Source organism: Paracoccus tegillarcae (assembly GCF_002847305.1).
Taxonomy (GTDB): Bacteria; Pseudomonadota; Alphaproteobacteria; order Rhodobacterales; family Rhodobacteraceae; genus Paracoccus; species Paracoccus tegillarcae.
Genome location: NZ_CP025408.1, coordinates 2,392,906 through 2,411,306 on the forward strand (window position 1 = coordinate 2,392,906; position 18,401 = coordinate 2,411,306).

Here is an 18,401-nt window from a genome sequence, read left to right on the forward strand (position 1 = left end):
CACGCGCTAACCCTCGGACGCCGCAATCCCGCCGATGGCCGTTGTCAGTTCTGCCGCTGCGGCGATGACCGGGCGGCACAGCTGGTCAATCTGATCGCGGCTGACCCGGCTGGTCGGCCCCGAGACCGAGATACCGGCAATCGCCTCGCCATTCATGTCAAAGACCGGAGCGGCGATGCAGCGCATGCCGGCGTTTCTTTCCTCGTTGTCCACCGCAAAGCCCGAGGCGCGGGCCGAGGCGAGATCGCGCAGCAATGCGGGACCGTCGGTGATGGTGTGGCTGGTATACGCGCTCAGCGCGGCATCCGTCAGCCAGCGATCCAGCCGGTCCTTGTCCATATGCGCCAATAGCGCCTTGCCGATGCCCGAACAGTGCATCGGTGAAATCGTTCCGGGCGGAAAGAAGGCCCGGATACTTGCGTGGGTCTCGACCTGGCTGAGAAACAGGACGCCGCCTTCCTTTTCGATGGCCAGATTGGCGGTCTCTCCGGTCGCCTCCATCAGCTTGCGCAGCACCGGGCGGGCGCGATCCACCAGACTTGTCCGACGCAGAAAGCGGGCACCGATGACAAAGGCGCGCGGACCGATATGCCAGACCTGTTCGGCCGCATCGAATTCGACCAGCCCGCGACCTTCCAGCGTGACAAGGATGCGGTAGACGGTGGCTGGCGACTGGCCCATCTCGCTGGCGATGGTGGTCAGTGCCTTGCCTTGCGCCTGACTGAGATAATCCAGCACCGCCATGGCGCGATCCAGCGATTTGATGGTGTTCTGGTCGGTCTTGTCGTCCCAGTCACGCGGCCTGCCACGGGCCCTGCGCGCACCGGTTTCACGATTATCCTGCGAGGCCATAAACAGTCCCGGTAATTAATTGAAAGACGATTTCATAATATGAAAAATGCAACATGCTGACAACGAATAATTTTTGCGACCTGAGACCAGACTGAAAAACATTTTCAAAAAAGTTGGGGTGTGTGCGCAGCTTGGTTATGGTCGTCTGGCTGACCTAAGGAGATCGTCATGAGCTTTCAGAATCCTGTTTTCATTCCGGGGCCGACCAATATCCCCGAGAACCTGCGCAAGGCTTGCGACATGCCGACGATCGACCATCGGTCGCCCTTGTTCGGGCAGATCCTGCATCCCGCCCGCTGCGGTGTTCGCAAGGTTCTGAAAAGCGACAAGGCCGAGGTTTTCATCTTTCCCTCGACCGGCACCGGTGGCTGGGAAACGGCGCTTAGCAATACACTGTCGGCAGGCGACCGGGTTCTGGCCGCGCGCAACGGCATGTTTTCGCATCGCTGGATCGACATGTGCCAGCGCCACGGGCTTGATGTCGAGATCGTCGAGACGCCCTGGGGCAGGGGACTGCCTGCGGATCGCTATGAAGAGATCCTGACGGCGGATAAGGAACACCGGATCAAGGCGGTTCTGGCGACGCATAACGAAACCGCAACCGGCGTGACATCCGACATTGCGGCCGTGCGCCGCGCGCTGGATGCGGCAGGCCATCCTGCGATGCTGTTCGTCGATGGTGTCAGTTCCATCGGGTCGATGGATTTTCGGTTTGACGACTGGGGTATCGATGTTGCCGTCACCGGCTCGCAAAAGGGCTTTATGCTCAGTGCGGGTCTCGCGATTGTGGGTTTCAGTCCCAAGGCGCTGGAGGCGACCGAGACGGCGACCCTGCCGCGCACCTTCTTTGATGTGCATGACATGGCCAGGGGATACGCCAATAACGCCTATCCCTATACCCCGGCGGTGGGCCTGCTGAACGGGTTGAACATATCCTGCCGGATGCTGCTGGATGAGGGGCTGGAGAACGTCTTTGCCCGCCACCACCGCATCGCCCAGGGCGTGCGTGCCGCGATCGGGGCATGGGGCCTGGACCTCTGCGCTGTGGATCCGTCGGTTTATTCCGACACGGTCAGCGCGATCCGTACGCCTGAGGGGTTCGACGCCACCGCCATCGTGAACCATGCGGCCAACACCTATGGCGTCGCATTCGGCACCGGGCTGGGCGAGGTTGCGGGCAAGGTGTTCCGTATCGGCCATCTGGGCAGCATGACCGATGTCATGATGTTGTCAGGGATCGCCACCGCCGAGATGTGCATGGCCGACCTGGGGCTGGATATCCGTCTGGGTTCGGGCGTCGCAGCCGCACAGGACTATTACCGCAGCAATCCTGCAATCGCGCACAGGGACGCCGCGTGATGGATATCCCCAGCTATCAGGACATGCTGGCCGCGCATGAGCGGATCAGGCCGCATATCCGCCTGACCCCGGTGCTGCAATCGGATCACCTGAACGCGCTAAGTGGCGCGCGGCTGTTCTTCAAGTGCGAAAACCTGCAAGAGCCGGGCGCATTCAAGGTGCGCGGCGCCACCAATGCGGTGTTCAGCCTTGACCGCGACCGCGCCGCTGCGGGTGTTGCGACGCATTCGTCTGGCAACCACGCGCTGTGTCTCAGCTATGCCGCCGGGTTGCGCGGCATTCCCTGCAATGTAGTCATGCCGCACACCGCGCCCGAGGCCAAAAAGGACGCGGTGCGCCGCTATGGCGGCACGATCACCGAATGCGAGCCATCGACCTCATCTCGCGAGGAAACCTTTGCCAGGGTGCAGGCCCGGACCGGCAGCGAGTTCGTGCACCCCTATAACGATCCGCGCGTGATCGCGGGACAGGGCACTTGCGCAAAGGAACTGATCGAGCAGACCGGCGGCCTGGATATCGTCACCGCGCCCATCGGTGGCGGCGGGATGATCTCGGGCACCTGCCTGACGCTGGCGAAACTGGCCCCGGATACGCAGGTCATCGCCGCAGAGCCGGAACAGGCCGACGATGCCTATCGCAGTTTCAAGGCCGGGCAGCTGATCGCAGATGATGCGCCGCAGACCGTGGCCGATGGTCTGAAAGTGCCGCTGAAGGATCTGACCTGGCATTTCGTGTCAAACCATGTGTCCGACATCCTGACCGTATCCGAGCAGGAAATCGTCGACGCCATGCGGCTTGGCTGGAAATATCTGCGCCTCGTGATCGAGCCCTCCAGCGCCGTTCCGCTGGCCGCAATTCTCAAGAATGCCGAGCGTTTCAAGGACAAGCGCGTCGGTGTCATCATCACTGGCGGCAATGTCGATCTTGACCGCCTGCCCTGGACCGAAGGAGCCTGAGCCATGAACGCAGCCGTCAAATTCGAGGATCTTCAGGTCGGTTTCGACATTCCCGCCCGTCCGGGCATGGACGAGGCCGACATTCAGACCCCCTGTCTGGTGCTGGATCTGGATGCGCTGGAACGCAACATCAAGAAGATGGGCGACTATGCCCGCGCGCATGGGATGCGGCACCGGGTCCATGGCAAGATGCACAAATCCGTCGATGTGGCCAAATTGCAGGAACGTCTGGGCGGCGCGGTTGGCGTTTGCTGTCAGAAAGTGTCCGAGGCCGAGGTGTTCGTGCGCGGCGGGATCAAGGATGTGCTGGTGTCCAACCAGGTCCGCGATCCGCAAAAGATCGACCGACTGGCGCAATTGCCGAAACTGGGCAGCAGTGTCATCGTCTGTGTCGATGATCCGGCCAATGTGGACGAACTGTCCCAGGCCGCGCAGAAGCATGGCACGGAATTGCAGGTGCTTGTCGAAATCGACTGTGGTGCCGGGCGTTGCGGTGTAACGACCTCAGAGGCCGTGGTCGAGATCGCCAAAGCCGTCGAACAGGCGCCGAACCTGCGCTTTTCGGGCATTCAGGCCTATCAGGGCGCGATGCAACATCTGGACAGCTACGAGGCGCGCAAGCAAAAGCTGGACATCGCCATCGCGCAGGTCAAGGACGCGGTCGCGGCGTTGAAAGCCGAGGGGCTGGAGGCGGAACTGGTCTCTGGCGGCGGCACCGGCAGCTATTACTTCGAGTCCGATTCCGGCGTCTATAACGAGCTGCAATGCGGGTCCTACGCCTTCATGGATGCCGATTATGGCCGCATTCTGGATCAGGACGGCAAGCGGATCGATCAGGGTGAATGGGAAAACGCCTTCTTTATCCTGACCCAGGTCATGAGCCATGCCAAACCGGACAAGGCCATCTGCGACGCAGGCCTCAAGGCGCAATCCGTCGATAGTGGCCTGCCGGTGATCTATGGCCGCGACGATGTCGAATATATCAAATGTTCCGATGAACACGGCGTGATTGCCGACCCGGATGGTGTGCTGAAGGTGGGCGACAAGCTGCGGCTGGTGCCGGGCCATTGCGACCCGACGGCCAATGTCCACGACTGGTATGTCGGTGTCAGGAACGGCAAGGCCGAAACGCTGTGGCCGGTCTCGGCGCGCGGCAAGGCGTATTGACCAATCCCGCGCGTAGACCGGGCGGGACCCCACCGTAGATGACAGCCCCTGCGTCTGGCCCTCGCGTCAGGCGCAAGGCGGGCTGCCCCAGACAGGAACATGACATGCTGATCGTAGCCGAACGCGAGATCGCGAACCTGATGACCCAAGAGGCCGCCTTTGACGCGGTGGAAAAGGTGTTTGCGGCGATGGCTGCGGGGGATGCCCGCAACTTCCCCGTCGTGCGAGAGGCGATCGGGCATGAGGACGCGCTTTACGGCTTCAAGGGCGGGTTCGACCGTGCGGGTCTGGCGCTTGGGCTCAAGGCGGGGGGCTATTGGCCCAACAATCTGGAAAAGCGCGGGCTGATCAATCACCAGTCGACGATCTTTCTGTTCGATCCCGATACCGGCAAGGTCAGGTCGATGGTCGGCGGCAATCTGCTGACCGCGCTGCGGACGGCGGCGGCCTCGGCCGTTTCGATCAGCCATCTGGCGCGCGCCGATGCCCGTGTTCTGGGCATGGTCGGCGCGGGCCATCAGGCGACGTTCCAACTGCGCGCCGCGCTGAAACAGCGCAGCTTTGACAAGGTCATCGGCTGGAACCTGCATCCCGAAATGCTGCCGAACCTCGAAGCCGTGGCGACGCAGGCCGGGCTGCCCTTTGAGGCGGTCGAGCTGGATGGCATGGTCGCGGCGGATGTGATCATCTCGATCACCTCATCCTTCGATGCGATCCTGAGCGCAGATCAGGTCAGCCCCGGCACGCATATCGCCTGCATGGGCACGGATACCAAGGGCAAGCAGGAACTCGATCCCCGCATATTGGCGGGCGCAGCGGTGTTCACTGATGAGGTTGCGCAATCGGTCGCGCTTGGCGAGGCCCAGCACGCCGTCGCCCGGGGCCTGATCAAGCCATCCGACATCACGCAGCTTGGTGCGGTGATCAACGGCACGCATGAAGGGCGCAGTTCGGATGATCAGATCACGCTGTTTGACGGCACAGGGGTCGGGTTGCAGGATCTGGCTGTGGCGGCTGCCGTGGTCGATCTGGCGGTTGAGGCAGGCGTGGCCATCGAGGTCGATTTCTGAGGCGATGATCGCTGCGGGCGGCCCGTCCCGCCTGGCCAAGATCACCCACGACCAAGGCGGACGGGCGGGATGGCCCACGCCGTGCCGCGCTACACCATCATGTTGACGACCTGCGCGGGCAGCACTACCAGCAGCGGATGACCCAGAATTTACCCGATACTCGCGGCGTGCTGACGCCGAACCGGCCGCTGGATGGCCTGACATGGCTGCGTGTTGGCGGCCCCGCCGACTGGCTGTTCCAGCCTGCCGATCCCGAAGATCTGGCCTCGTTCCTTGCGCAGCTGGAACCGGATGTCCCGGTCTTTCCGATCGGTGTTGGCAGCAATCTGATCGTTCGCGACGGCGGCATCCGCGGTGTGGTGATCCGGCTCGGTCGCGCGTTCAATGGCATCGCGGTTGAAGGCGACACGGTGACCGCCGGCGCTGCGGCGCTGGATGCGCATGTGGCCCGGCGCGCGGCTGATGCCGGCCTGGATTTGACCTTCTTGCGCACCATTCCGGGCAGTATCGGCGGCGCCGTGCGGATGAACGCCGGCTGTTATGGCAGCTATGTCGCCGACCATCTGATCGAGGCCGTGGCCGTCACGCGCGACGGCCAGCAGGTCACGCTTGGCCCCGATGATCTGCGCTTTGCCTATCGCCATTCCGAACTGCCGGCTGATTGGGTTCTGACCGAGGCGCGCTTTCGCGCCGGCAAGGGCGATCCGGATGCGCTGCACGCGAAGATGGCGGATCAACTGGCCAAACGCGACGAAACACAGCCGACCAAGGATCGCAGCGCCGGATCCACCTTTCGCAATCCCGCCGGTTTCAGCAGCACCGGACGCGCAGACGATACGCATGAGTTGAAGGCCTGGTCGCTCATTGATGCGGCAGGTCTGCGCGGGCATAGCTGGGGCGGGGCGCAGATGTCGGAAAAGCACCCGAATTTCCTGCTGAACACAGGCGGTGCGACGGCGGCCGAGCTAGAGGAACTGGGCGAACTGGTGCGCCGCCGCGTGATGGAAGAAAGCGGCCTTGATCTGCAATGGGAGGTGATCCGCGTTGGCGATCCCCTGCCCGAGGACGCCCCGGCGGACTGATGCGAAAAAAATGGGCTTTTGCGATTCAGGCTTTGCGGCTAAGGTAAGTGTGTAGTTAATTATTATCGCGCAGGATCGGGTCGAACCCGGCCGTGCGAAACCGAAAGAAGCCCGGACAAACCGGGCGCGAAAGGCGAAATCGTGGCGGGCAGGTCGAGCAGGACAGCCCACACCGTAGCCGTTCTGATGGGCGGACCCTCGGCTGAACGCGAGGTGTCTCTGTCCTCGGGGCGCGAATGCGCAAATGCGCTGCGGGTGGCGGGTTACACAGTCATCGAGGTCGAACTCGGGTCGCAGCGCGGCGCCGAAATCGTGACACGGCTTGCCGATGTCGCGCCTGATGTCGTGTTCAATGCGCTGCACGGCCCCCTGGGCGAGGATGGCTGTGTGCAGGGCGTGCTGGAATGGCTGGGTCTGCCCTATACACATTCGGGTGTGCTGGCTTCGGCGCTGGCGATGGACAAGACGCGGGCCAAGGATGCGTTTCGCGCGGCTTGCCTGCCGGTGGTCGAAAGCATCATCGCCGATCGAGACGAGGTGCGCAGCCGCCATGTGATGCCGGCGCCCTATGTGGTCAAGCCGAATGACGAGGGCTCCAGTGTCGGGGTGTATATCGTGCATGCCGAGAATAACGGCCCGCCTGCGCTGGACGACAAGATGCCGTCGCGGGTCATGGTCGAAACCTATGCGCCGGGGCGCGAGCTGACCACCACCGTGATGGGCGACCGGGCGCTGGAGGTGACCGAGATCATCGTCGAAGGCTGGTACGATTACGACGCCAAGTACAAACCCGGCGGCTCGCGCCATGTGATCCCCGCCGAAATCCCCGCCGAGATCCGCTCTGCCTGCCTGGACATGGCAGTGCGCGCCCATGACGCCTTGGGCTGCAACGGCCTCAGCCGCACCGATTTCCGTTGGGATGAAACGCGCGGTCTGGACGGGCTGATCATCCTCGAGGTGAACACCCAGCCCGGCATGACGCCCACCTCGCTGGCGCCCGAACAGGCTGCCCATGCGGGTCATGATTTCCCCGCGCTGATGCGCTGGATGATCGAGGATGCGCTATGTCGAGCATGACCGATCACAACGCACCGCCCAAGCGCAAGCGCGATCCCGCGCCCTCGCGTCTGGCCTATCGGCTGGAGCGGATGTGGCTGACGCCGCTTTATCGGCGGGTGTTTCGCGTCGGGCTGCCGGCCTTTGTGCTGGCCATGAGCGTGGGCATCTGGCTGTCGGACGAGGATCGCCGCGCGGCGCTGTCGGATGGCATCACCGGGATGGTCGACAAGGTCCAAAGCCGCGACGAATTTCAGGTCCGCATGATGACGGTCGAGGGTGCCTCGCCCGCGGTCGACAAGGCTTTGCGGGCGATGCTGCCGGTCGATCTGCCGGCCTCTAGTTTTGACATCGACCTGACCGCGCTGCGGCTGCAGGTGATCGCGCTGGATGCAGTTGAAAAGATCGAATTGCGGATCAAGCCGGGTGGCATCCTGTCGGCGGTGGTGACCGAACGAGTGCCGGTGATGCTGTGGCGTCATGCGCGCGGTATCGACATGCTGGACAAGGCAGGCCACCGCGTTGCCGGTGTGACCGCGCGCGAGATGCGCCCTGACCTGCCCATTATCGCCGGAGACGGGGCCGATCAGGCCGCCCATGAGGCGCTGGCGCTGATCGACGCCGCCGGCCCGGTCCTGCCGCGCCTGCGCGGTTTGCAGCGGCAGGGCGAGCGGCGATGGGATGTGGTGCTGGATCATGGCCAGCGCATCCTTTTGCCGGAAACCGATGCCGTTCGCGCCCTTGAGCGGGCCATAGAGATGCAGCGTCAGCAGGATCTGCTGGGCCGCGATATCAGCGTGATCGACCTGCGCGACCCGGCCCGGCCGGTGGTTCGTATGGGCGTCGACGCACGCAACACAATTCGCGGCGCGCGCGGCCTGCCCCTGCTGGGGCCGGACGGGCAGCTTTTGCCGGATGATGAGGGATAGGGAGGCCAGAACCCAATGACCGAGCTTTACCAGACGCAGCGCGCCATGCGGAACATGCGCCGTGCCGCCATGCAGCGGGGCGTGGTGGGCATTCTGGACATCGGCACCTCGAAGATTGCCTGTCTGGTGCTGAAATTCGACGGCTCGGAGGTCTCGCGAGAGGCTGATGGCGTCGGTCCGATGGCCGGGCAGGCCAATTTCCGGGTGATCGGAGCGGCGACGACGCAATCGCGCGGCATGCGTTACGGCGAGATCGACACGATGGCCGAAACGGAACGCGCCGTGCGCACCGTCGTGGCCGCGGCGCAAAAGATGGCCGGTGTGCGGGTCGATCACGTCATTGCCTGCCTGTCGGGCGGAAGGCCTTCGTCTTATGGGCTGGCGGGGGAAATCTCGCTCGAGCAGGGCAAGGTCACCGAACATGATGTGGCCTCGGTGCTGGCCGCCTGCGATGTGCCGGATTTCGGACGCGGGCGCGAGGTGTTGCACGCGCAGCCGGTGAATTTCGCGGTTGATCACCGCAGCGGGCTAAGCGATCCGCGCGAACATTCCGGCAATATGCTGGCCTGCGACATGCATGTGCTGACCGTGGACGGCGATGCCATCGGCAATCTGATCCACTGCATCCGGCGCTGCGATCTGGAACTGGCCGGTATCGCCAGCGCCTCTTATGCGTCGGGCCGGGCCAGTCTGGTCGAGGACGAACAGGAACTGGGCGCGGCCTGCATCGATCTGGGCGGCGGCGGGACCGGCGTGTCGATCTTTATCAAGAAGCACATGATCTATGCCGATTGGGTGCGCATCGGCGGGCATCTGATCACGCAGGATATCAGTCAGGGCCTGCGCGTGCCCTATGCTGTGGCAGAGCGTCTCAAGACCCTGAACGGCGGTGTCGAGGCGACGGGCCGTGATGATCGCGATCTGATTGCGGTCGGCGGCGAAACGGGCGATTGGGAATCCGACCGGCGCAGCGTCAGCCGTGGCGACGTGATCGGGGTCATGCGTCCCCGGGTCGAGGAAATTCTGGAAGAGGTGCGTCAGCGTCTGGATGCGGCAGGCTTTGATTCGCTGCCCAGTCAACAGATCGTGCTGACCGGCGGCGGCAGCCAGATCCCCGGCCTTGACGGTCTGGCCACGCGCATCCTTGGACCGAATGTCCGCTGTGGGCGCCCGCTGCGAATCGATGGGCTGGCACATCAGCTGACCGACCCCAGTTTCAGCAGCGCGGTGGGCCTGGCGCTGTTCGCAGCCCATCCGCAGGACGAATGGTGGGATTTCGAGACCCCCGCCGACCGCTATCCCGCCCGCAGCCTGCGTCGCGCCTATCGCTGGTTCAGGAACAACTGGTAAGCGCTGACGAACACTCAATATGTGGGGGCAGGGGGGTGCCCACCATATTCTGCTGTCTTGGCAAGATACCGCCGAAACACCCCATGAACACCGCCACATTTTGCGGTCGACCTGTGTTTTTCGGGTGACGCAGCGGGTCAATATCGCTACGATTGATCGGATAACGGGGGATTCGACCGGGTGGGCGGAAAAGCCCGGCAGACAGCGAAAACAGGCGGAAACCATGAACCTCAATCTGATGATGAACGAAGAAGAAGAGCTGAAGCCGCGGATCACCGTGTTCGGTGTCGGCGGAGCAGGCGGCAACGCGGTCAACAACATGATCGAAAAGCAGCTTGAAGGCGCTGAATTCGTGGTGGCGAATACCGATGCGCAGGCGCTGGCTGGCTCGAAGTCGGAACACCGTATCCAGATGGGGCCGAAGGTCACCGAAGGTCTGGGCGCGGGCGCGAAGCCCTCGATCGGGGCCAAGGCCGCCGAAGAGACCATCGAGGATATCGTCGATCATCTGATGGGCGCGCATATGTGCTTTATCACCGCCGGTATGGGCGGCGGCACCGGAACGGGCGCGGCCCCGATCATCGCGCAGGCCGCGCGTGAAATGGGTATCCTGACCGTTGGCGTCGTGACCAAGCCCTTCCAGTTCGAAGGCACCAAGCGGATGCGTCAGGCCGAAGAGGGCGTCGAGGCCCTGCAAAAGGTTGTCGACACACTGATCATCATTCCCAACCAGAACCTGTTCCGTCTGGCCAACGAAAAGACCACCTTCACCGAAGCCTTCGCCATGGCCGATGACGTGCTGTATCAAGGCGTCAAGGGCGTGACCGACCTGATGGTTCGTCCGGGCCTGATCAACCTCGACTTCGCCGACGTTCGCGCGGTGATGGACGAGATGGGCAAGGCCATGATGGGCACGGGCGAAGCCGCCGGCGAGAACCGCGCCGTCGAGGCCGCCGAGCGCGCCATTGCCAACCCGCTTCTGGACGAAATCAGCCTGAACGGTGCGCGTGGCGTGCTGATCAATGTCACCGGCGGTCACGACATGACCCTGTTCGAACTGGACGAGGCCGCGAATATCATCCGCGACAAGGTGGATGGCGACGCGAATATCATCGTCGGCTCGACGCTGGATCCGTCAATGGAAGGCACGCTGCGCGTTTCGGTCGTTGCGACCGGCATCGATGCCGAGCCGGCCAGCGCCGAGATCCCGGCACCGCGCCGTGGCATGTCCGAGCCGCTGACCCAGAACCCGCCGGTCGCGCAGAAACCCGCCGCCGCAGAGGCCGAAAGCGATCTGCCGGTTCCGCCGCGCCGTGCGCCTGCACCCGTCGCTGCCGATACCGCCAGCGAAACGGCTGCGCAGCGCAAGGTCATTGGCGACGACGACATGCCGCCCGCCGGCTGGAGCCGTCCGGCCAGCGCCGCTCAGCCCGCAGCAGCCGCACCTGCGGTTGAGGCAGATGACGAGTTGAGCAGCTATTTCACGCCCAAGGCGCCTGATCAGGATCGCGTGGCGGTCAAGCCCGAGGTGATGGCCCGGCTGCAGCGCGCGGTCGAACATCACGGCGAACGTCCTGGTCGTCAGGCAGCAGCGCCAGCGGCCGGACAGCCCAATGCAGGCGTCAATCCCAATGCGCAGCAAAGCCGCATGGGTGGTTTGGGCCGGCTGATCGAACGTGTGGCGGGTCACAACGAGGCCCCCGCGCAAAAGCCGACCGCCAGCTCCATCGCCGAGCGGGTCAGCGAACGTGTCGCCACCCGCGCGCGTCAGGCCGAATCCGATTTCGACGATCTGGCCAGCCCGGACAACGCCGACGACAATGTCGAAATCCCGGCGTTTCTGCGCCGCCAGGCAAACTGACCGCTCACGTTTTTGAGATAACAAAACCCGAAAGTGCCGCCTCGCGCGGCCCTTTTTTCTTTTGTGTTCAGTTGATTGTAAGGCAGCAGGTCAACACTCATGCGCTATCTGCATCGAATGTTTCAGGTCGTTACAAAACGTTAATTGAGTGCCGGGGGTGGTGCGCTTAGCTGACACTGTACCGGGGCGTTCTGTTCCCGGAAAAACAAAAACGGGCAGGCAGAATCATGCAGGCGACGATCAAAGACAAGGCTACTTTCGTGGGCGTGGGGTTGCACTCTGGTGCACCGGCGCGACTGACGATTCATCCCGCTGCTGCGGGACATGGCATCGTCTTTCGTCGCGTTGACCTGAAAGAAGGCGAGAATCAGATCGCCGCACGTTGGGATAATGTCACGCCATCGCAACTGTGCACGCTGCTGGATAACGGGCAGGGCGCAACGCTGTCGACGGTCGAACATATCATGGCTGCGTTGGCCGGCACCGGCATTCATAATGCGTTGATCGAGGTTGATGGGCCGGAAGTGCCGATCCTCGACGGCTCCAGCCAGTTGTTCGTGCGCGGCATTCTGCGTGCTGGCATCCGGATGCAGGGCCGGCCGCTGCGCGCGATCCGCGTCCTGCGCCCGGTCGAGGTTCGCGACGGCGCGGCTTTTGCACGCCTGTCCCCCGCCGATCACCTTGAGATCGATTTCCAGATCGACTTTACCGATGCCGCCATCGGCCATCAGGAAAAGCGGTTGGATATGGCCAATGGCGCCTTCCTGCGTGAATTGGCTGACAGCCGCACTTTTTGTCGGCAGTCGGATGTCGATGCGATGCGGCAAAACGGGCTGGCGCTTGGCGGCACCTATGACAATGCGGTTGTGGTCGATGGTGCGCAGGTGCTGTCGCCCGGCGGGCTGCGCCATGCCGACGAGGCTGTTCGTCACAAGATGCTGGACGCGATGGGCGACCTGGCCCTGGCCGGCGCGCCGCTGCTGGCGCAATATACCGGCCATCGCGCGGGCCATGCCATGACCAACCGGCTGCTGCGGGCTCTTTTTGCACAGCCAGACGCCTGGGAATGGGTGACTTGCTCGACCGATCTCGAGAATCGCCTGCCGGGCGCGGGTGTCGCGGCCTATGGTCCGATCTCTGGTCACGAGGCGGCGTTACGCTAAGGCGTTGCGCCCCCTTGCGAAAGCTGGCTCGAAATCAAGCGATTGCCATTTTGCGCCCCCTGATGTTCTGTGCTAGGACGACCGGGCCGTCGGGCGAAAGCACTGCGGTCACAAGACGGAATTGATGGACAGAGTGACCATGGCGCGTTTGAAATCGTCAGCTTTTCTGATGGCAGTCCTGCTTGCGGCATCGGTAACGACCGGCTGCTCGCGTTTGGGTTTCGGTGAACCCGAGGCGCCAAGAAACCTGGAAAATTTCACGGCCGAGGAAATCTATCGGCGCGGCGAGTACGAGCTGGAAAACAGCCGCCGCCCCGAGGATGCGGTCTTTTATTTCAGCGAGATCGAGCGGCTATACCCCTATTCGGAATGGGCCAAGCGCGCCTTGATCATGCAGGCCTTTGGCTATCACCGCGCCACGAATTACGAAGAGGCGCGGGCGGCGGCACAGCGATTCATCGACACTTATCCGGGCGATGAGGATGCGGCTTATGCGCGATATCTGCTGGCGCTGTCCTATTACGATCAGATTGACGAGGTCGGTCGTGATCAGGGCCTGACCTTCCAGGCGCTGCAGTCGCTGCGTGCGGTGATCGAGGAATATCCCAATACCGAATATGCGCGCAGTTCGATTCTCAAATTCGATCTGGCCTTTGACCATCTGGCCGCCAAGGAAATGGAAATCGGGCGCTATTACCTGAAACAGGGTCACAATACCGCCGCGATCAACCGATTCCGCGTTGTCGTCGAGGAGTTCCAGACCACCAGCCATACGCCCGAGGCGCTGATGCGTCTGGTCGAGGCCTATCTGGCCTTGGGCCTGAATGACGAGGCGCAAACGGCGGGCGCAATTCTGGGCCATAACTTCCAGTCGTCGCCCTTCTATGAGGAAGCCTATGCGCAGCTGCGCGGCCGTGGATTGCCGGCCGAGGCGGCGGGCGATAGCTGGCTTACGAACATCTATCGCCAGGTGGTCCAAGGCCGCTGGCTGTAAAAGGGTCTGGCGATGCTTCGCCATCTGGACATTCGCAACATGCTGCTGATCGACCGGCTCGAACTGAGCTTTGGTCCCGGTCTGAATGTGCTCACCGGCGAGACCGGGGCGGGCAAGTCGATCCTGCTCGACTGTCTGGGTTTTGTTCTGGGCTGGCGAGGCCGCGCCGATCTGGTGCGGACAGGCGCCGATCAGGGCGAGGTGACGGCGGTGTTTGATCTGCCGCGCGACCATCCTGCGCGCGCCTTACTGGCCGAGGCCGGGATCACGCCAGAGGACGAATTGATCCTGCGCCGCGTCAATGGTGGCGACGGGCGCAAGACGGGATGGGTCAATGATCGCCGCGTTTCTGGCGAGGTGCTGCGGCAACTGTCCGATCTGCTGGTCGAATTGCACGGTCAGCATGACGACCGGGGCCTGTTGAACCCGCGTGGCCACCGCGCGTTGCTGGACGCCTTTGCCGGCACGGATCTGTCGAAAACACGGCGCAGCTGGGCCGCGCGACGCGAGGCACGGGCGGCGCTGGACGCAGCACATGCAGGGCTGGAGGCGGCGCGCAAGGAAGAGGATTTCCTGCGCCACGCGGTCAAGGAACTGGACGATCTGGCACCCGAACCCGGCGAAGAGGCGGCACTGGACACGGCCCGGCGCAGCATGCAGGCGGCCGAACGTATCCGCGGGGATGTCGCGCGGGCGCTGCAAATTCTTGGGCCTGAGGGTGCCGAGGGTGCGATGTTGGACGCGAACCGCTGGCTGGAGGGCGCAGCCGAGCGGGCCGAGGGCCGGTTGGACCCGGCGATCGAGGCTTTGGCGCGCGCCCTGGTGGAATTGGGCGAGGCCGCGTCGGGCGTAGAAACCGCGCTGTCGGCGCTGGATTTTGATCCACTGGCGCTGGAACGCACAGAGGAACGCCTGTTCGCCCTGCGCGGGCTGGCCCGCAAGCATGATGTTCTGGCCGATGATCTGGCCGGGTTGGCAGCCGAATTGCGCGACAGGCTGGATCGGATCGACGCGGGCGAAGATCAGATCGCGGCGTTGCGCGACGGTGTTGCAGCGGCTGATGCGGCCTATGACAAGGCTGCGGATGCGTTGCACGATCAGCGAGTGAAATCGGCACGTTTGCTAAACAAGGCGGTCGCCGCGGAACTGGCCCCGCTCAAGATGGAGCGTGCCGTCTTCGAGACGCGTATTGACCCGGCAGATCCCGGCCCAGAGGGCCGCGATACCGTCGCCTTTACGGTGGCAACCAATCCCGGTGCGCCCTCTGGTCCGCTGGACAAGATTGCCTCTGGCGGCGAGTTGTCGCGATTTCTGCTGGCGCTCAAGGTTTGTCTGGCACGCGGAAACGATGCACTGGTGCTGATCTTTGATGAGATCGACCGCGGCGTCGGCGGCGCCACAGCCGATGCTGTCGGGCGGCGGCTCAAACGGTTGTCAGAGGACACGCAGGTGCTGGTTGTGACGCACAGTCCGCAGGTCGCGGCACTGGGTCAGACACATTTTCAGGTGGCAAAATCGGTTGCCGATGGCATGACCACCAGCCGGGTCTTTCCGCTGGAGCCCAAGGCGCGCGTTGACGAAATCGCGCGGATGCTGGCAGGTGACAAGGTGTCAGACGCGGCGATCGAGGCCGCGCGTGCGCTGCTGGCCGGTTAGCATTGCAGGCAGAAGGTGCAGGCGTGCCTAGTCGAGAACTGCGTTCACCATCCGGATGACCGACAACAGACGGCCTGTCCGGGCGTCAATGCGGACCAGACGGCTGTTCACAATCGCATAACGATTGCCTGGGGGCGGCGAGCCCAGGCCGTATAACCCCGGCTGGCTGATCACGTGAATGGCGCCGAATTCAAGCGTATCGCCCACGGCCAGAGCGCGTTTCGTCGCGGCCTTTGCCTGTCCCGGCGGGACGCAGGGCGGATCTTTCTTGGCCAGACCGGGGGGGCAATTGGCGGCAAGGACCGATTGCTCGGCACCGGCGGATTTGTTGTGCTGTTTTTCCTTCGCAAAGCTGCCGCCGGGGGCCACCGCCATGGTGACAGCCAGAACAGCCGCGGTCGTCGCGCCAAGCCTGATCATTTTTACTATCCTTGCTCGTTATCAACAGTGCAGCCTTTTTTGCGAGCTGCAGATTTCTTGCCTTATGGCAAAGCAACGAGATTTGCGGGTTGGCGGTTCCGTGACGTCAGCCTTATCGCAAAAAACAGGCGAGGGGTGTGGCGCGCAACGCAGACCAACACGTCGCGGCAGCCATCACCGCCTGGATCGCTGGTTTCAATCAAGAATTTCGGATTGTGCGCGCAAGATCGACAACACCTTCAAGGTCTTGGGATCAACGCGGATCAACTGCCCGCCGGACACCGCATATTCGCTTTTTCCTACCTTGCGCCCCAGCCCGTAAAGGCCTGGCTCGGTAATGATGTGCAACTGACCAGCGCTAAGCACGTCGCCCACGGCGATCGGCTTGTCCTTGCGTGGCTCTGCCGCCGCTGCGGCGTCATCGTGCGAGTGCGTCAAACCCGAGCCGCCAAGTATGGCAAGCCCGGTCGCGATCATAAAAGCCAGCGCGGTGGTGCGCAGGGAAGTCATGTTGTGCCTCTGGCAGATTTTGCCTAATCCATAAGGCCAACACTGGCTTTTCGGACAGGGTTCCCTTTCGTCAGTAAAAAATGCCCGACTGCGACAAATTCACCCGTTTCTTTGCGTAAAACGGGGCAACATGGCAGAAAAATCACGCCCCCGGCCATCCTCGCGCTCGACAAACTGCTCATACATGTCGCGGGCCTGCAGCCCCATCGGGGTCTCGGCACCCGCCGAACTGGCCGCGTCCTGCGCAAGATTGAGGTCTTTCAGCATCAATTCTGCCGCAAAACCGGGCTGATAGTCGTTATCGGCAGGTGATTTGGGACCGATGCCGGGGGCGGGGCAATAGGCGTTCATGCTCCAACTGTAGCCGGAACTTGTGGATACAACGTCGAACATCTTCTGCCGGTCCAGGCCCAGCTTGTCAGCCAGCGCAAAAGCCTCGCAGGTGGCGATCATCGTGACGCCAAGGATCATGTTGTTGCAGATCTTGGCGGCCTGTCCTGCGCCGGCAGCGCCGCAATGCACGGCTTTCTGGCCCATGATCTCGAACAGCGGCTGCACGGTCGCGAACGCATCATCCGATCCACCGACCATAAAGGTCAGGGTGCCTGCCTGCGCCCCGCCGATACCGCCGGAAACGGGCGCATCCAGCGCACCCAGTCCCGCGGCGTCGGCCTGTTCGGCCACGGCGCGCGCGCTGTCCACATCGACGGTCGAGCAGTCGCAGAGCACCGCGCCGCTGCGCATGCCGGGGATGATCTGATCCGCGACCGAACGCAGGATCTTGCCATTTGGCAGCATGGTGATGACCACATCCGCGCCGTCAGCCGCCGAGGCGGCGGTTTCGGCGGGCGTCACGCCATCTGGCATCGGCGCGGCGGTGTCAAAACCCGCGACCTGGTGCCCCGCTGCGGCCAGATTGGCGGCCATTGGCGCGCCCATATTTCCCAGTCCGATAAAGCCGATCTTCATGCCTTGTCCTTCCATGTCAGTTCGTCATCGCCCAAAGAGGCAAGCATATCAGCGACCTTCTTGGTGCTGCCCGGCATTTTCCAGTTCGGGTTGCGGTCCTTGTCGATGATCTGGGCGCGAACGCCCTCGATGAAATCGCCCGCCTCGGTGGCGCGGTAGGTAAAGCGGTATTCGCGCGCCAGAGATTCCTGTATTTTCCTGTCGCCGCGTGCCGCGCGAACCATCGCCAGTCCTGCTGCCATCGACAGGGGCGAGTTCCGGCGAACCGGTTTCAGCCCGCCCTCGTCGCGGGCCCGCTCCAGCGCGTCGGTGATCTCAAGCAACGTGCTGCCGCCATAGGCGCTGAGGTCGCGGTCGGCCAGCGGTGCGGGTGGCGGTGTCTGCCCCTCGATCAGGCCGGCATCGCCGGTTTTCTCAAGCTTGGCGATCAGCGCAGGCCATTCGGATTCGGGCAGATAGGTGTCGGCAAAGCCTGCGTGGATCGCATCACCCGGACCCATCCGGGCGCTGGTCAGCATCAGATATTCACCGATCCAGCCCGGCGCGCGTGACAACAGCCATGTCCCGCCGACATCCGGGATCATGCCAATGGTGCTTTCCGGCATCGCGATCTGGGTGGTGTCACCGACGATCCGGTGCTTTGCATGGCCGCCCACACCGACGCCCCCGCCCATCACAAAGCCCTGCATGAAGGCGATGATTGGCTTGGGATAATCGGCGATGGCGGCGTTCATCCGATACTCATCGGCAAAAAAATCGCGCCCGATCTGATGGTTGCCGTCCAGTGCGCCGTGATAGATCGCGGCGATATCGCCGCCTGCGCAAAAGGCCCGATCACCCTCTGCGTCGATGATGATCAGATCGACAGCGTCGTCGTCGCGCCATGCGTTCAAGGCCCGGTGGATCGCGCGTGCCATCTCGTGGGTCAGCGCGTTCAGTGCCTTGGGGCGGGTAAAGGTGATGCGGCCTGCGCGGCCGGATATGCGTATGTCCAGATCGTCCATGTC

General features: G+C 63.2%; 17 protein-coding genes. 12 read left to right on the plus strand and 5 right to left on the minus strand.

The features are described 5' to 3' along the window. Nucleotides 1–6: 6 nt before the first annotated feature. Nucleotides 7–852 carry an HTH-type transcriptional regulator BhcR gene (gene bhcR / locus CUV01_RS11710; RefSeq protein WP_101460634.1) on the minus strand — a complete coding sequence of 282 codons (846 nt, stop codon included), beginning with the start codon at nt 850–852 and terminating at the stop codon, nt 7–9. A 168-nt stretch (nt 853–1,020) separates the two neighbouring features. Between bhcR and bhcA the strand changes: the two genes are divergently transcribed. The 12 genes from bhcA to recN all read left to right on the plus strand — a co-directional run bounded on the left by bhcA (nt 1,021) and on the right by recN (nt 15,495). Then, nucleotides 1,021–2,211 carry an L-aspartate--glyoxylate aminotransferase BhcA gene (gene bhcA / locus CUV01_RS11715; protein ID WP_101460635.1) on the plus strand — a complete coding sequence of 397 codons (1,191 nt, stop codon included), beginning with the start codon at nt 1,021–1,023 and terminating at the stop codon, nt 2,209–2,211. Then, complete coding sequence (bhcB, locus tag CUV01_RS11720) at nt 2,211–3,167, plus strand: beta-hydroxyaspartate dehydratase BhcB (RefSeq protein ID WP_101460636.1); 957 nt, start codon at nt 2,211–2,213, stop codon at nt 3,165–3,167. The genes bhcA and bhcB overlap by 1 nt, the downstream gene beginning before the upstream one ends. Nucleotides 3,168–3,170: 3 nt before the next feature. Next, a complete protein-coding gene (gene bhcC, locus CUV01_RS11725) occupies nt 3,171–4,334 on the plus strand; it encodes a 3-hydroxy-D-aspartate aldolase BhcC (protein ID WP_101460637.1) in 1,164 nt (387 codons plus the stop codon). 104 nt (nt 4,335–4,438) lie between these two features. After that, nucleotides 4,439–5,404, plus strand: coding sequence for an iminosuccinate reductase BhcD (gene bhcD / locus CUV01_RS11730; RefSeq protein ID WP_101460638.1), 966 nt, complete (start codon nt 4,439–4,441; stop codon nt 5,402–5,404). Between the two features lie 137 nt (nt 5,405–5,541). Then, the gene (gene murB / locus CUV01_RS11735) at nt 5,542–6,486 is read left to right on the plus strand and encodes a UDP-N-acetylmuramate dehydrogenase (RefSeq protein ID WP_101460639.1); all 945 of its coding nucleotides are present in this window, start codon (nt 5,542–5,544) and stop codon (nt 6,484–6,486) included. Between the two features lie 141 nt (nt 6,487–6,627). Next, nucleotides 6,628–7,563: a D-alanine--D-alanine ligase gene (locus CUV01_RS11740; protein WP_101460640.1), complete on the plus strand. Its 936-nt coding sequence runs from the start codon at nt 6,628–6,630 to the stop codon at nt 7,561–7,563. After that, the gene (locus CUV01_RS11745) at nt 7,551–8,471 is read left to right on the plus strand and encodes a cell division protein FtsQ/DivIB (protein WP_101460641.1); all 921 of its coding nucleotides are present in this window, start codon (nt 7,551–7,553) and stop codon (nt 8,469–8,471) included. The genes CUV01_RS11740 and CUV01_RS11745 overlap by 13 nt, the downstream gene beginning before the upstream one ends. Before the next feature lie 15 nt (nt 8,472–8,486). Further along, nucleotides 8,487–9,821 carry a cell division protein FtsA gene (gene ftsA, locus CUV01_RS11750; RefSeq protein WP_101460642.1) on the plus strand — a complete coding sequence of 445 codons (1,335 nt, stop codon included), beginning with the start codon at nt 8,487–8,489 and terminating at the stop codon, nt 9,819–9,821. 223 nt (nt 9,822–10,044) lie between these two features. Next, nucleotides 10,045–11,682 (plus strand): cell division protein FtsZ, encoded by a 1,638-nt coding sequence (gene ftsZ / locus CUV01_RS11755; RefSeq protein ID WP_101462049.1) that lies wholly within the window; start codon nt 10,045–10,047, stop codon nt 11,680–11,682. Nucleotides 11,683–11,909: 227 nt separating this feature from the next. Beyond that, nucleotides 11,910–12,845 (plus strand): UDP-3-O-acyl-N-acetylglucosamine deacetylase, encoded by a 936-nt coding sequence (gene lpxC / locus CUV01_RS11760; protein WP_101460643.1) that lies wholly within the window; start codon nt 11,910–11,912, stop codon nt 12,843–12,845. A gap of 139 nt (nt 12,846–12,984) precedes the next feature. After that, complete coding sequence (locus tag CUV01_RS11765) at nt 12,985–13,839, plus strand: outer membrane protein assembly factor BamD (RefSeq protein ID WP_101460644.1); 855 nt, start codon at nt 12,985–12,987, stop codon at nt 13,837–13,839. Between the two features lie 12 nt (nt 13,840–13,851). After that, a complete protein-coding gene (recN, locus tag CUV01_RS11770; protein ID WP_101460645.1) occupies nt 13,852–15,495 on the plus strand; it encodes a DNA repair protein RecN in 1,644 nt (547 codons plus the stop codon). Between the two features lie 27 nt (nt 15,496–15,522). Here recN and CUV01_RS11775 read toward each other — a convergent pair whose 3' ends face one another. The 4 genes from CUV01_RS11775 to CUV01_RS11790 all read right to left on the minus strand — a co-directional run bounded on the left by CUV01_RS11775 (nt 15,523) and on the right by CUV01_RS11790 (nt 18,398). Next, the gene (locus tag CUV01_RS11775) at nt 15,523–15,915 is read right to left on the minus strand and encodes a hypothetical protein (protein ID WP_101460646.1); all 393 of its coding nucleotides are present in this window, start codon (nt 15,913–15,915) and stop codon (nt 15,523–15,525) included. Between the two features lie 195 nt (nt 15,916–16,110). Then, the gene (locus tag CUV01_RS11780) at nt 16,111–16,425 is read right to left on the minus strand and encodes a hypothetical protein (RefSeq protein ID WP_101460647.1); all 315 of its coding nucleotides are present in this window, start codon (nt 16,423–16,425) and stop codon (nt 16,111–16,113) included. Between the two features lie 99 nt (nt 16,426–16,524). Continuing rightward, entirely contained in the window at nt 16,525–17,394 is an 870-nt protein-coding gene (gene mmsB, locus CUV01_RS11785) for a 3-hydroxyisobutyrate dehydrogenase (RefSeq protein ID WP_101462050.1), read from the minus strand. Further along, entirely contained in the window at nt 17,391–18,398 is a 1,008-nt protein-coding gene (locus CUV01_RS11790; RefSeq protein WP_101460648.1) for an enoyl-CoA hydratase/isomerase family protein, read from the minus strand. Before CUV01_RS11790 ends, mmsB begins: the two co-directional genes overlap by 4 nt. Nucleotides 18,399–18,401: the final 3 nt, after the last annotated feature.